The sequence below is a fragment of the Pseudooceanicola atlanticus genome, assembly GCF_000768315.1.
Classification (GTDB): Bacteria; Pseudomonadota; Alphaproteobacteria; order Rhodobacterales; family Rhodobacteraceae; genus Pseudooceanicola; species Pseudooceanicola atlanticus.
The window spans coordinates 1-13,198 of sequence record NZ_AQQX01000034.1; the positions used below are offsets into that span (position 1 = coordinate 1).

At 60.4% G+C, this 13,198-nt stretch carries 14 protein-coding genes and 1 pseudogene; 4 read left to right on the top strand and 11 right to left on the bottom strand.

From position 1 onward, the window contains the following. Positions 1 to 304 (bottom strand): MarR family transcriptional regulator (locus ATO9_RS22915; protein WP_043755110.1); only part of this gene is annotated, 304 nt, incomplete at its 3' end. 109 nt (positions 305 to 413) lie between these two features. Here ATO9_RS22915 and ATO9_RS22920 point away from each other — a divergent pair. Further along, positions 414 to 677 (top strand): hypothetical protein, encoded by a 264-nt coding sequence (locus ATO9_RS22920; protein WP_224888552.1) that lies wholly within the window; start codon positions 414 to 416, stop codon positions 675 to 677. Here ATO9_RS22920 and ATO9_RS22925 read toward each other — a convergent pair. Beyond that, positions 671 to 3,025 (bottom strand): heavy metal translocating P-type ATPase, encoded by a 2,355-nt coding sequence (locus ATO9_RS22925; RefSeq protein WP_238318857.1) that lies wholly within the window; start codon positions 3,023 to 3,025, stop codon positions 671 to 673. The two genes, ATO9_RS22920 and ATO9_RS22925, sit on opposite strands and share 7 nt — an antisense overlap. Positions 3,026 to 3,202: 177 nt before the next feature. Here ATO9_RS22925 and ATO9_RS24110 point away from each other — a divergent pair, with 177 nt between their 5' ends. Beyond that, positions 3,203 to 3,490, top strand: a complete 288-nt coding sequence (locus ATO9_RS24110; RefSeq protein WP_369817429.1) for a hypothetical protein — start codon at positions 3,203 to 3,205, stop codon at positions 3,488 to 3,490. Positions 3,491 to 3,537: 47 nt separating this feature from the next. Here the strand turns inward: ATO9_RS24110 and ATO9_RS22930 are convergent, their stop codons facing one another. The 3 genes and pseudogenes from ATO9_RS22930 to ATO9_RS24465 all read right to left on the bottom strand — a co-directional run. After that, positions 3,538 to 4,203 (bottom strand): L,D-transpeptidase, encoded by a 666-nt coding sequence (locus tag ATO9_RS22930; RefSeq protein WP_007803448.1) that lies wholly within the window; start codon positions 4,201 to 4,203, stop codon positions 3,538 to 3,540. Between the two features lie 193 nt (positions 4,204 to 4,396). Then, positions 4,397 to 5,119, bottom strand: a complete 723-nt coding sequence (locus ATO9_RS22935; RefSeq protein WP_007803446.1) for a cytochrome c biogenesis CcdA family protein — start codon at positions 5,117 to 5,119, stop codon at positions 4,397 to 4,399. Then, a pseudogene (locus tag ATO9_RS24465) lies at positions 5,107 to 5,226 on the bottom strand (IS5/IS1182 family transposase); the annotation flags it as partial. The pseudogene ATO9_RS24465 and the gene ATO9_RS22935, both read right to left, overlap by 13 nt. 109 nt (positions 5,227 to 5,335) lie before the next feature. On the opposite strand from ATO9_RS24465, the gene ATO9_RS22940 reads away from it, so the two are divergent. Further along, entirely contained in the window at positions 5,336 to 5,980 is a 645-nt protein-coding gene (locus ATO9_RS22940; RefSeq protein WP_007803445.1) for a hypothetical protein, read from the top strand. Positions 5,981 to 5,987: 7 nt separating this feature from the next. On the opposite strand, the gene ATO9_RS22945 is transcribed toward ATO9_RS22940, so the two are convergent. From ATO9_RS22945 to ATO9_RS22965, 5 genes are all read right to left on the bottom strand, one after another. Next, positions 5,988 to 7,319: an APC family permease gene (locus ATO9_RS22945; RefSeq protein WP_043755103.1), complete on the bottom strand. Its 1,332-nt coding sequence runs from the start codon at positions 7,317 to 7,319 to the stop codon at positions 5,988 to 5,990. Between the two features lie 48 nt (positions 7,320 to 7,367). After that, a complete protein-coding gene (locus ATO9_RS22950; protein WP_420329726.1) occupies positions 7,368 to 9,656 on the bottom strand; it encodes a copper-transporting P-type ATPase in 2,289 nt (762 codons plus the stop codon). A gap of 135 nt (positions 9,657 to 9,791) precedes the next feature. Further along, positions 9,792 to 10,712, bottom strand: a complete 921-nt coding sequence (lgt, locus tag ATO9_RS22955; RefSeq protein WP_007803438.1) for a prolipoprotein diacylglyceryl transferase — start codon at positions 10,710 to 10,712, stop codon at positions 9,792 to 9,794. Positions 10,713 to 10,817: 105 nt separating this feature from the next. After that, on the bottom strand, positions 10,818 to 11,204 hold the full coding sequence (locus tag ATO9_RS22960) for a DUF302 domain-containing protein (protein ID WP_007803435.1): 387 nt from the start codon (positions 11,202 to 11,204) through the stop codon (positions 10,818 to 10,820). Between the two features lie 140 nt (positions 11,205 to 11,344). After that, positions 11,345 to 11,953 (bottom strand): EF-hand domain-containing protein, encoded by a 609-nt coding sequence (locus tag ATO9_RS22965; protein ID WP_012187178.1) that lies wholly within the window; start codon positions 11,951 to 11,953, stop codon positions 11,345 to 11,347. Positions 11,954 to 12,350: 397 nt separating this feature from the next. On the opposite strand from ATO9_RS22965, the gene ATO9_RS25095 reads away from it, so the two are divergent. Next, positions 12,351 to 12,908, top strand: a complete 558-nt coding sequence (locus ATO9_RS25095; protein WP_012187179.1) for a hypothetical protein — start codon at positions 12,351 to 12,353, stop codon at positions 12,906 to 12,908. 76 nt (positions 12,909 to 12,984) lie between these two features. Here the strand turns inward: ATO9_RS25095 and ATO9_RS24115 are convergent. Continuing rightward, positions 12,985 to 13,198, bottom strand: a 214-nt coding sequence (locus tag ATO9_RS24115) for a L,D-transpeptidase (RefSeq protein ID WP_156127952.1), incomplete at its 5' end; no start/stop codon positions are given.

Consider the following 13,198-nt stretch of genomic DNA (forward strand, 5'->3'; position numbering starts at 1 on the left):
CGAGGTCCTGCCCGGCATCGGTGAGGAATATCGCGCGGTATGGCTCCCGCCGGACCAGACCAGCAGCCTTGAGCCGCGAGATGTTCTTGGTCACGGTCGGCGGCTTCACGCCAAGCCGCTCGGCGATCTCGACCGGTCTGGCCTCCCCGCGCGTCTCGATCAGTTCCGCGATCAGTTCGACGTAATCCTCCGCCATCTCGCTTTCATGTGCCTGACGCACGGTCGCAAAGCCATCGGCCTGCGCCTCGGGAGCCCGGTCGACCGCTTCGAATGGCTCACGCCCTTGTGATTGTAGCTTTGTCATACTCGGGACTTTGCAGCGAAACAGCGGGATTGACAACTTGTTTGCTTCGGGTAGATAAGTTAGCCATGTCTAACTTTTTACTTTGGAGGCCGTGGTGATGCGAAATATTATGAGAGTGCTGCTCGCCACACTCGCAAGTGCGCTCCTCCTGTCCGGACCTGTCGCCGCGACGCCGGCCAAGGAGGCGCCTTGGCTTCCCGAGGCAGCGGCCTACCGTCTGACGCTCTTTCTTGGAAATCTCGAGCCTCTGCCCTGGGACGACATCGAGACCGCCTGGACGGAACCCTACCGGGGTTCGGAATTCTCTGTCGGGGCGCTGGCGTGGCTGGACCGCAAAAGCGATATCGAGCTACCGAAACCGCCGGATCAATGACCGTGCGCCAGTGCTCCTTTCGCCATCTGCTCGCCCGCCGGTTCTCCGCCTGAAGGCCCGGCCTCAACCTGATGGCCGTTCAGGAGCCGAAGTGCGTTGGCGACCACCAGCAGAGACACGCCTACATCCGCAGCAATGGCGCCCCACATTGAGGCCATACCGAACGCGGTCAGCCCGACGAACAGCGCCTTGGTCGCCAGCGATATGCCGATATTCTGGTGGATGATCGTCATGGCACGGCGCGAATGGCCGATAAGCCAGGGTACCTTGCCGATGTCGTCGGTCATCAGCGCGATGTCGGCCGTCTCGATCGCGGCATCCGATCCGACAGCGCCCATGGCGATGGCATAATGCGCCCGCGCCATGGCCGGTGCGTCATTCACACCGTCGCCGATCATCGCCACCATGTCGTGGCTTTCGACGAGTTCCTCAATGGCCGTCACCTTGTCTTCTGGCAAAAGTTCGGCGCGCACCTCGTCGATGCCGACTTCGGCTGCCACCGCGCGCGCGGTGCGTTCGTTGTCGCCCGTCAACATCACGATGGTCTTCACACCCTGCGCATGCAGACGCGCAACGATCCCCTTTGCATCTGGGCGGATGCGGTCGCGAAGCTCCAGTACGCCGGTCACGCCGGTCTCGTCACCCACGGCAACGAGGGTGCTCCCTGCCCCTTCGATCCGATCCCGCAGATCCGCCGGAATGGCATTGCCGAACCCCTTCTCTTCGGCGAAGCGATCCGAGCCGAGCCAGATAGCGCGCCCGTCGGCGCGTCCTTCCAGACCGCGCCCGGGCACGGTACGGGTGTCCTCTGCGGCAGACACGGAAACACCATCGGCTTCGGCGCGCGAGAGGATGGCGCGTGCCAGCGGGTGTGAAGACCGCGCCTCCAGGCTTGCTGCCAGCGCCATGAGATCGCGTGCGGAAACGCCGACCAGTGGGTGAACCGCCGCCACCTCAGGCTCGCCCATGGTGATCGTCCCGGTCTTGTCCATCGCCAGTGCCGTGGTCCGCCCCGGCGCCTCGACATAGGCGCCGCCCTTGATGAGCACCCCCGCCCGTGCCGACGCGGTCAGCGCTGCCACGATGGAGACCGGCGTAGAAATGACCAGCGCGCAAGGACATGCGATGACCAGAAGGACCAGAGCATTGTAGAACCAGTAGTCCCAGGCGCCGCCGAGCAGCAGTGGCGGCACCAGCGCGATGGCGATCGCCAAAGCCATCACGATGGGTGTGTAGATGCGCGCGAACTTGGCCACCCACTGTTCGACCGGCGCGCGGCGGGCATGGGCATCGCCCACCATGCGAATGATTTTCGCGAGCACCGTGTCCGAGGCGGCCTTCGTCGCCCGCACCGTCAGTGTGCCCTCGCCGTTGATCGTGCCGGCATAGACCTCGTCGCCTGGTTCCTTGGGCACTAGCGCGCTTTCCCCAGTAATTGGGGCCTGATCGACGGCCCCTGCCCCGTCCACGACCTCACCGTCGAGGGGGATCCGGTCGCCGCCGCGCACGATAAACCTTGCATTGACTGCCACGGCCGCGGCCGGAACGTCGGATTCAGATCCGTCGTCGTAAAGAACCCGCGCCGTTGGCGGCGCCAGATCGAGGAGCGCGGAAACCGCATTACGCGCCCGCCCCACGCTCCAGCTCTCAAGATAAAGCGAAAGCGAGAAGAAGAAGGCGACCGTCGCGGCCTCAAAAAACTCGCCGAGGCCGATGGCGCCCGCGACGGCCACCACCATGAGCAGGTTCATGTCGGGGCTAAGCCTCCGCGCCGAAGACCAGGCCTTGGGCGCGACAAGCCAGACGCCAAAAAGAATCGCGACGGCGAAGATCCCTGCTTCCACCATAGGCATAGGCACCTCGCCATGGCCCGCAAAGAGCCCGAGCGCGCCGCCCATGCCGGTCTCGACAATGTGAAAAAGGAATCCCGCCGCCCAGAAGCCGCCGCTCAACGAGGTAAAGCGCTTCTGACGTGCCAGATGCGCCGCCTGGTCCTCTGCTGCGTTGTCGGCATCCCATGGCTTGGCGCTCATGCCGGTCGTTGCGACCAACTGCGTGACTTCGTCGTCTGGTATCCTCTCGGCGCTATCGAGGATGGTCATTCGCCCGTTGATCACGTCGAATGCCAGGTGTTCGGTTCCGCCCACTTTCGGCCCGACAACCCGGTTCAGGATCGCCACCTCTTCGGCGCAATCGAGCCCGGAGACCTGAAAGCTCCTTCCGCCAGACGGCGCTGGCGCCGTGGACGCGACGTCCTTGCTGGCGTCGCAACAGGAGTTGCCTCTTGGGTCAGAATGCTCTTGATCACCCGGATGGCCGTGATCGTTGCGGTTGCCGTCGGAAGACATGGATTGACCTCAGGATTCATTGATTCCACATTGACATAGCCCCTACAGTAACTAGAGCTTCAAGGGCAACAAGTGGATATTCGTCCAGCAAGAAAGGCGCCCTGCGGAGGCTTGAAGCTAGCCGCCCCCTTGAAACGACGCGGTTGGAGCAACGCTTGCCGGTACGAAGCGATCAGAATGAGTGAGGTAGACATGCAGAAACGAAACGCGCCGATTATCGCAGCGACATTGGTGCTTGCTGGCTGCGCGGTGCCAACGCTGGACGACGGCGGCGCTCGCAACGAAGTGGGAAGTGTTCCCGAGGCCGTCATTGCCCTTGCTGCGCCTGGTCAGGATCTCACCACGGCGCGGCTTCGTCCCGAGGATGGCTGTTATTGGTATGAACACAGCGGTCCGGTGGAAAACACCTTGGTTCCGCTACGCTCGGCAGGTGGCAACCCCATCTGCACTTCGCGCCAGTCCTGATCAGCCCATAGATGCGTCAAGCCCACGCGTAACACATGATGCGCCAGTCAACTTCTCGGGGTGACGCTGTCTTCCGCCGAGTACAGGAATGCCGTCGAGCCAATCTCGACGTTGGGATAGAGATCATTGATGTGTGCCATGACCATTCGGACGCAGCCGGAACTCGCACGGCCGCCAATGCTTCTTGGATACGGTGTCCCGTGAATCCTTAGATAGGTGTCTCGGTCGCCGACGAAGAGATAGAGGGCTCGCGATCCGAGCGCGTTTTCAGGTCCGGGTTCCATACCGTCAGCGATATCGGCGTAAAGCTCTGGGTCGCGGTCGATCATGTTTTGTGTCGGCTGCCAATGCGGCCACCTGACCTTGCGCTTGATCGTATAGGTGCCCGGTTCGTAAAGTTTACCGCGCGCGATCGCCACGCCATAGCGCATCGCCGTGCCGCCTTCTTCGATGTGGTAGAGATAGCGCGCAACAGCATCGACATGGATATCACCGGGTACAAGTCCGTCCTTCGCGAGGACCCGCTGTGGCAGGAAGCGAGGGTGAAGGCCCCAAGGGTTGGACGTGGCCGGGTCGTAGCCGGGAGGTGTAACCTGTGCGTCCCAAGCTGCCTTCTGCGCATCGGTAGGCCACGTGTCTGCAAGGAGCGGGCTGGATATCGATGCCGAAAACAGCGCGGTGGTCGTCTGGATGAAATGTCGTCTTGTCAGCATATAGATTGCTCCGTTCACGCATTGGACGGCAAACCGAACCTTACCCCGAACGCAGTGTTGTTCGCCCGGGAAGGAGTGAGGCGTTATTGGCAACTTGCTCCATGGTGCCGTTCTTTGTCGGTGGCTTAACTCCTAAAGCTACTAGAGGTTCAAGAAAATTTTCTGTTATCAATAGACGCTGCTACTAATGGAGCTATCCGATCCGTCCCAGAACCGGAAATACGTCGAGCATCCAGTATGACAGCGCGCTCAACTGCCCTGTCATCATCGCCAGCCCCATCAAGATCATCACTATGCCCGCAAGCTGGTGGAGGCGGCGGCCAACCCGGCCGATGGCCCGCAACCGTCCCGCGATCTGGTCGGTGAATCCGGCCACGATCAGAAACGGTATTCCAAGGCCGGCGGAATAGACGGCAAGCAGCATGATACCTTCGCCCATCGTGGCACTCGCCGCACTGGCTGTCAGGATCGCGCCGAGGATCGGGCCGATGCACGGAGTCCAGCCGAAACCGAAGGCAAGACCGAGGACATAGGACGCAGCGGGTTGGCCCCCGGGGATGTTGAGATTGAATCGGAAGTCGCGTTCCATGACCGAAACACGCGCGGCTCCTATCATGAAGAGCCCGAAGAAAATGATGATGCCGCCCCCAACGAGGTTGAGTTCATACCGCCACCGAAGCAGGGCCTGACCCATTGCAGTCGCGGATGCGCCAAGTCCCATGAAGATGGTGGAGAAGCCGAGGACAAAACACAGGCTCAGCCAGACCGCGCGCGACGGCGAAGCGCCGACCACCCCGCCCTCAGCGGCTGTGCGCCCGGTTACGTAGGAGACATAACCTGGCACAAGAGGTAGCACGCAGGGGGACAGAAATGATATCGTGCCGGCTAGGAGGGCGGCGGTGAGGGCGCGCGCCAAGTGATGTCTTCGTCGACCCAGATCAGCAGGGACCCCCGCTTGCGCAGCGATGCGTTGTAGCTGGACCAGTTGGTCGTACGATAGCGGGCGGGAGATGGGTTGCTCATGGAATGCGGCTAACAGCATGGGTTCGCGAAGGGAATCCTGAGGCGTCAGACTTGTGCAACAACGCCCCGTATCATCGACCTAGTGGTGCCCACATGGCAGGCTATTTCAATGGATAGATTTTTCTCTATCAGTATGCCCGCGGCTCAGTTTGTTAGAAATGTCCTGCTGTTCAGCTTCGCTGCATTACTGCCGGTCCTGTTGTTCTACGTCTTACTGGCTCCGGGCTTTGCTCCGGCTCTTGCTGCCGGCGGACCGGCACTCATGCGCTTACTAAGGCAGGTTGCGACCAACGGTTTGCCCGTGGTTTTTGCCGTCAACTATGTCAGTTTTTTCCTTTTCGCTATGACAAAGCAACCAAAGGCGGGCTCAAGAGACACGGCGTTTTTCGTGCTGGTCGATGTCTTGCTCAGAGCCCTTCTCTTTCCAGGTCTCCACGTGCTGATATACGTTCTATCTGCCGACTGGTTCGGGTCATTCGGCGGCAATCGTTCAACCGCTTTGGCGGTTGTATCCCCGACTCTTGCGCGTTCGGCGTTTTTCGAGAACATCTCCGGCGTTTACCTCTATGCGACTATGATAAGCGCGTTGCCGCTCTACGTCTCGGCTTTCGGGCGGTCGGAATTTCTTGGACCGGTTGTACGTCGCTTGCCCATGAACACGGGCGTGATGCTGCTTGCCCTGGCTGCGTTTGCCTTGTCGGTCGGGCTGATCACGATCGGCGCACAAGGCATCGCATCTCTTCAGGCCAGGTGATGGCAGGCTAATCACCGTGGGCGGGGGCGGGGGCGACTTGCGGTGCCACCCATTGCGACAAGTAAACGCGCTCGAAGGCGAACACAGCGATCATCCCGACAGCGGCGTAGAGAACGATCATCGGGTCGCTTTGAAGCTTCATCACGGTGAAAGCTGCCAGTACTATCGCATCGAGCGCCAGGGCAGTCAAAAGCACGATACCGAAGGCGCCGACGTCTGCTCGACGATAGCGGAACACGCCCCAATGTATGATCATGTCCATGACGAGGTAAAAGAAAGCACCGAGGGATGCGATCCGGCCTAAATCAAAGAGCACGGCCAACGTCGCGGCGATGACGACAGTATAGACCAGGGTGTGGCGTTGGATGGGACCTGGCATACCGAAGTGGCTGTGCGGGATCATTTCCATGTCGGTCAGCATCGCCAGCATACGCGACACCGCGAAGACGCTGGCCAGAACGCCGGACGCCGTTGCGACAGCGGCCAGGATCACCGTGAGTATGAAGCCGGTTTGTCCAAGGGCGGGCTGCGCCGCTTGTGCCAGCGAATAGTCACGCGCTGAGATGATCTCCTCGATCGTGAGACTCGAACCGACCCCGTAGGCGACCAACAGGTAGACGACGACGCAGATTCCGATAGAGAACATGATCGCTCGGCCAACATTGCGATTTGGTTCAGTGATCTCGGCTCCGCTGTTGGTGATCGTGGTGAATCCCTTGAACGCAAGGATGGCCAGCGCCGTAGAGGCGATGAACCCCGTGAGCCCGTAGGATTGTGAGGTCTCGGACGCCGCGGCGAACGCAAAACCACTGGACCACAGGGCCGCGATGCCAAACAGAGCTATGCCTCCGATCTTGATCGCGGCCATGATCAACGAGAACAGCCCGACCGAGCGGTTTCCGGCCATGTTCACCAAAAAGGCGAAAACGATCACGGCCACAGCCAGAGCGGGGACCAATGGGCCACCTTCGATATCGAAAGGGCGCAGGACATAGGTGGCGAAGGTTCGCGCGACGAGGCTTTCCGCGATCACCATGCTGAGCGCCATCAGCAGTGCGGCCCCGCCCGCGATGGCTCCGGGGCCATAGCATTTCTGCAGGATCATGGCGATGCCACCCGAGGACGGCCATTTGTTCGACATCCTGATGTAGCTGTAGGCGCTGAAGCTTGTGACGACCGCGCCGGCGATGAATGCAAGCGGGAAAAGCGGGCCGGCGAGCTGCGCGATTTGCCCCGTCAACGCAAAGATTCCAGCGCCGATCATCACGCCTGTCCCCATCGCAACGGCTCCGCCCAGACTGATGGAATTTTCGCGGTACGTTTCTTTTTCGCTCTGCATAAATGGCCCCCTTTTAATTTTGGTTCATCCGAACGCTGTTGCGCGCTTCTAGATACGAACGCCGCGAAGGCGCAGCGAATTGAGCACCACCGAGATTGACGACGCGCTCATGGCGAAGGCAGCAAACATCGGACTGATGAGGATGCCAAAGAAGGGAAACAGAACTCCCGCCGCGACCGGCACGCCGGAGGCGTTGTAGATCAGCGCGAAGAACAGGTTCTGGCGGATGTTGCGCATCGTGGCCCGGGCGAGCCGCCGCGCACGCACGATACCATCAAGGTTGCCCTTGACCAGCGTGACGCCCGCGCTTTCGATGGCCACATCGGCGCCGGTGCCCATGGCGATGCCGACATCGGCCTGCGCGAGCGCGGGGGCGTCGTTGACGCCATCCCCGGCCATGGCGACCTTGTGGCCCGCCTCTTGCAACTCAAGGATGATCCGCGCCTTGTCCTCCGGCAGCACGTCGGCCCGGATCTCATCGATTCCGAGCCGCGTGCCGATGGCCTTGGCCGTGCGTTCGTTGTCGCCGGTCGCCATGATGACGCGGAACCCCAGTTCATGCAGATCCTCGATGGCTTCTGGCGTGGTCTCCTTCACTGGGTCGGCGACAGCAACTAGACCGGCGATCTCGCCATCCAGCACAACGAACATGACCGTCTCGCCTTCGTCGCGGCGGGCATTGGCCTTGGCGGTCAACGCGCCCGCCTCGAGCCCCAATTCGCGGATCATCGCCAAATTGCCGAGCGCGACCGCTTTGCCGTCAACGACCCCCTTGACGCCCTTGCCAGTGACCGCCTCGAAGTCCCGTGCCTCGTCCATTTTGACATCTCGCTCCTCCGCACCCCTGACGATCGCTTCGGCCAAGGGGTGCTCCGATCCGCGCTCAAGCGATGCGGCGAGACGCAAGACCTCGGCTTCGTCGTGGCCGGGTTGCGGGAGTACGTCGACAAGCCGCGGCTTGCCTTCGGTCAACGTGCCGGTCTTGTCGACGATCAGGGTATCGACTTTCTCGAACCGCTCCAGCGCCTCGGCGTTCTTGATCAGCACCCCTGCCTGAGCGCCCCGTCCTGTCGCTGTCATGATCGACATCGGTGTCGCCAGGCCAAGCGCACAAGGACAGGCGATGATCAGAACCGCCACCGCCGAAATCAATGCGTAGGAAAGCGCAGGCGCGGGCCCCCAGATCGCCCAGGCGATGAAGGACAGGACCGCGATACCGATGACGGCCGGAACGAAATATCCCGCCACGTTGTCGGCGTATTTCTGGATCGGGGCGCGCGAGCGCTGCGCGTTCGACACCATCTCGACAATTTGAGCCAGCATCGTGTCGGACCCGACACGCGTCGCCTCCATCACCAGACTGCCGGTGCCATTGATCGTCGCGCCGGTCAGCGGGTCGCCCTCGGTCTTCTCGACCGGCACGGGTTCACCGGAGATCATGCTTTCGTCGACCGAGGACCGGCCGTCCAGAACCACGCCATCGACCGGCACCTTGTCACCGGGCCGCACGCGCAGCCGGTCCCCGACTTGCACGTCCTCCAGCGGGATTTCCTCCTCGGATCCGTCGTCCCGGATGACCCGCGCGGTCTTTGCCGCCATGTCGAGAAGCGCGCGGATCGCCTTGCCGGTCCCCTCGCGGGCGCGTAGTTCCATCACCTGGCCGAGCAGCACCAGCGTCACGATCACCGCCGCCGCCTCGAAATAGACGCCGACATGGCCTTCGGAGTCTCGGAACCCATCAGGGAATATGTCCGGTGCGAGAACGGCAACGACGCTGAAGAGCCAGGCGGCAAGAACGCCCATGCCGATCAGGGAGAACATGTTGAGGTTCAATGTGCGGAACGAAATCCATCCGCGTTCCAGAAACGGCCAGCCGCACCACAAGACCACTGGCGTTGCCAGGATCAATTCGATCCATTGTGTGGTGCTTTCGCCAAAAAAAGTCCGGACTGCGGGGAAACCGACGAATGGCCCCATCGTGAGGACAAGGAGCGGGATCGTCAGGACTGTGCCGACCCAGAACCGCCGTGTGAAATCCACCAGTTCGGGATTTGGACCTTCATCGCCCGGCACACCGGATTCCAGTTCCAATCCCATACCACAGATCGGACACGCGCCCGGATCAGGCTGCCGCACCTGAGGGTGCATCGGGCAGGTGAAAATGGGACCATCATGTCCTGTAGGAACCAGATCATATCGGCCATCGGCCGGCGTGGCACCCGCGTGGTGTTCGTGATGATCATGTGCTGAATGGACCTCGAGCTCCGATTCCGGCACGAGGTGCATCCCGCATTTCGGACAATTGCCGGGCTCGTCCTGCCGCACCTCAGGGTGCATGGGGCAAACGAATACCGAAGAAGCTGCTGTGGTTTCAGAACTGTCGGGAGTGCTCATTTTGCGGTCCTTTCCGAGAATGCTTCTCTTGCCTAGGGCTTCCATCCGCGGGAGGGTCAAGAGAGATCAGTACGGCGATTACATTGCGGCTCTGCGGGGTGGCGCTGTCCGGCCCCGTTCCCGCCGGGCGAACACGATCAACGCCAGCCCGACCAGCGCCATTGGCATGGAGAGCAACTGGCCCATGGTCAAACCCCACTCACCAAAATGAAGCGCATGGCCGATCGGGTTGTCCGCCGTCACAAATTGTTGGTCCGGTTGCCGGAACATCTCGACGAAACTTCGGGCAAGACCATAGCCGGTCAGAAACACGCCAGCCAAGGCACCGGGCATTTTCAGCCAGCCCCGGCCCCAAGCGAGATAAATGAGCAGTATTCCAAGAATGAGCCCCTCCAATACCGCCTCGTACAGCTGGGACGGGTGTCGGGCGCAGAGGCCGCTAACCCCTGGGCAGGCCTGCGCGACTTCGCCGGGAAAGATCACCGCCCAGGGAACGTCCGTTGGACGCCCCCACAACTCATTGTTGGTAAAGTTCGCCAGCCTTCCAAGAAACAAGCCTGGTGGTGTTGCCAAAGCCAGCAAGTCGCCAGTGCTGAGCAATGACGCGTTCTGTCTAAGGCAGAACAGCAAGGCCGCGATGACAACTCCCGCGAACCCCCCGTGGAAAGACATGCCGCCTTGCCAGACCATCAGAATTTCCAAGGGATTGGCGAGATAATATGCGGGCTGGTAGAACAGTACAAAGCCCAGGCGACCACCAGCAATCACGCCGATGATGATCCACGTCAGAAGATCTTCGATCTGCGTTCGGTCAAGCGGCGGTCCAGCTGACGTCCAGAGCGCGGGACGGCTTATGGCACTCGAACAAATGCGCCAGCCAATCAGGATACCGAAGATATAGGCTAGCGCGTACCAGCGGAGTGCGAATGTGACCCCCCCGATGTCGAAGGAGAAGAGGTCGGTTCCAATATCCGGAAATGGCAATCCCGCTGGCAGCACTGGGTGAGTTCCTCATCAGGAATTTACGTGGGGATTAGATGGCATTGATCGAGCACCGCTAAAGGCGCTCGATCTGCGACAGGGCATCCAACGCCCATCCCGCCATCACGCGGTGTCGAGGGCGTCCCGAAGGAGATCGCGGACTTCGCCGGCGACCGCGTCCAGGTCTTGGTTCTGCACCGCCTGCATCGAAGCGACAGGATCGACCGCGCTGACCTCGGTGTCGCCGTCCAGTTGCCGCAGGATAACATTGCAGGGAAGCATCGCACCGATGCGAGGCTCGATCTCGATGGCTTTGTGCGCCATGCCCGGATTACAGGCCCCCAAGATGCGGTAAGGCGGCATGTCCGCATCAAGTTTCTTTTTCATCGTCGCTTTGACGTCAATCTCAGTCAGAACGCCGAAGCCCTTGTCTGCCAAAGCATCCCGAACACGCATCTCTGCGTCATCGATTTTGGTGTCTTTCAGGACGCGATCATAGGTATAGGCCATGGGAATTTTCCTTTCCGTGTCTCTATTTGTTGGCATACCGAGGCTAAACGGTTCAGGTCGCGGTTCGGTTCAATGTCCCGACCGCGAATGGTTTTGGGGTTGTGAGGACGGGTGCCGGAAAAAAACCGGCACCCATTGGCTCAGTTGTCCTGCATCATGGAGCCGTTGCCCATGCCCTGACCGTTGCCAGGCCGCGCAGGCGCATCTGCCATATTCGACCGCATCATCTGCATCCGCTCCATCCTATCGGCAGGAGCGGCCATCTCTTCCGGCGTCACCGCGCCGTCGCCATCGGCATCGAGGTGTTGGAAGCGATCCACCATCATTTCGCGGATCATCGCGCTGTGGAGAGCTTCAAACTCGGTAATCGAGAGGCTTCCATCCCCGTCGCTGTCAAACTCGGAAAGCTTGGCCTGCAGCTGCGTGCGCATTTCTTCCGGCGTCGTTGTGCCGTCTCCATCAGTGTCGAACATTTGCATCATGCCGCCAGCCATGCCTGGGCTCATCATACCACTGCCCATGCCTGCGCCCATCATGCCTGCGCCCATCATGTTTCCGTGCATGCGCTTCATCATGTCCATCATTCCGCCCATGTTCCCCATCATACCGGGACCACCGTTCTGCATCATGCCTGGTCCGCTCTGGGCGCCAAATTGTCCCCCACGCCCGTGGTTGGCGTCCGCGAATGCGGCACCGCCAAGGGCGGTTGCAGCCAGGGTCATTGCAGCGAGTAAAGTGTTGCGTTTCATTTCGATCACCTCGTGTCAGTGTTGCGATACCCAGCATATGGGGGGCACCTGCAGATGCGGAATGCCACGCGAGCCGGTGTTTTGTATCGCGAGGTCACAAAGGCGGGGTCTGTTACAAATTGCGACAAATCAATTCGGGGCGAACGCTCCTCTTCATCTGAAACATGCGATATCCAGAAAAAAAGGTGTCGAGGATCCGTATACCAACCGAAACCGAACCCATGTTTCGGTAGAGGTGAAATCCGGAAGAGTTGATGTCGAGATTGCTAGAGGCCCTGAATATCCCGAAAATTCAATCATTCAACCCATGGCAGGAGGCTGCAGGGTGCTCTTTTTGAACCGCATTTTCTCAGTTCTAACCTTGGTAATTTTGGCGGGGTGCGGTGCAGGAAACGACATGCGCCCGGATGCTTCAGCCGAAGTCATCAGTAGCGCATCCTACCGTCACGATGGACCGGCCGCGCTGACGTTGTACACCATGATCAACAACAGGTCCGGGGCGGGTGCGCATAGCAGCGTCATGATTAATGGGTCGCAGCGTGTTATCTTCGATCCGGCAGGAACGGTCCGGCTGAGCGCTGTACCGGAACGGGGAGATGTGCTTTATGGCATTACTCCACAAGTGGCCGATTTTTATGCGCGGGCTCATGCTCGCGAGACCTACCATGTCGTCATACAAGAGATCGATGTGTCTCCCGAAGTCGCGGAGCAGGCTTTGCGCCTTGCAATTGCCAGCGGCCCAGCCGCTTCCGGTTTTTGTAGTGCCAGTACCTCCGCGGTACTCAGACAATTACCAGGATTTGAATCCATCGGACGCACATTTTTTCCAAAGCGCCTGATGGCGGATTTTGGCAAGTTGCCGGGCGTGCGAACCACAAAGCTGTTCGAGAACGATGAGGACGACAAATCCGTAGCGATCGCACAGTTCGAAAGTTCACTTGCGACACAGCCGTGAGTGTTCGTCCAACAATTCATTGGAAGGTGTCCCTGCACGACGCAGTCCTCGGCGTGTGAGCCAAAGATGCAATAGGTTAGCTTCGAGCGGTAACGCTGTCTTCGGCCGAGTAAAGGAACGCCGTCGATCCGACAGCGACATTCGGATAGAGATCATTGATGTGGGCCATCACCATGCGCACGCATCCCGAACTGGCCCGGCCGCCAATGCTGCGAGGGCTCGGCGTTCCGTGAATTCGAAGTGACCTGCCCCCTGTTGGTCCCTCGTTCATAATGAGAGTCTGCAGGTTG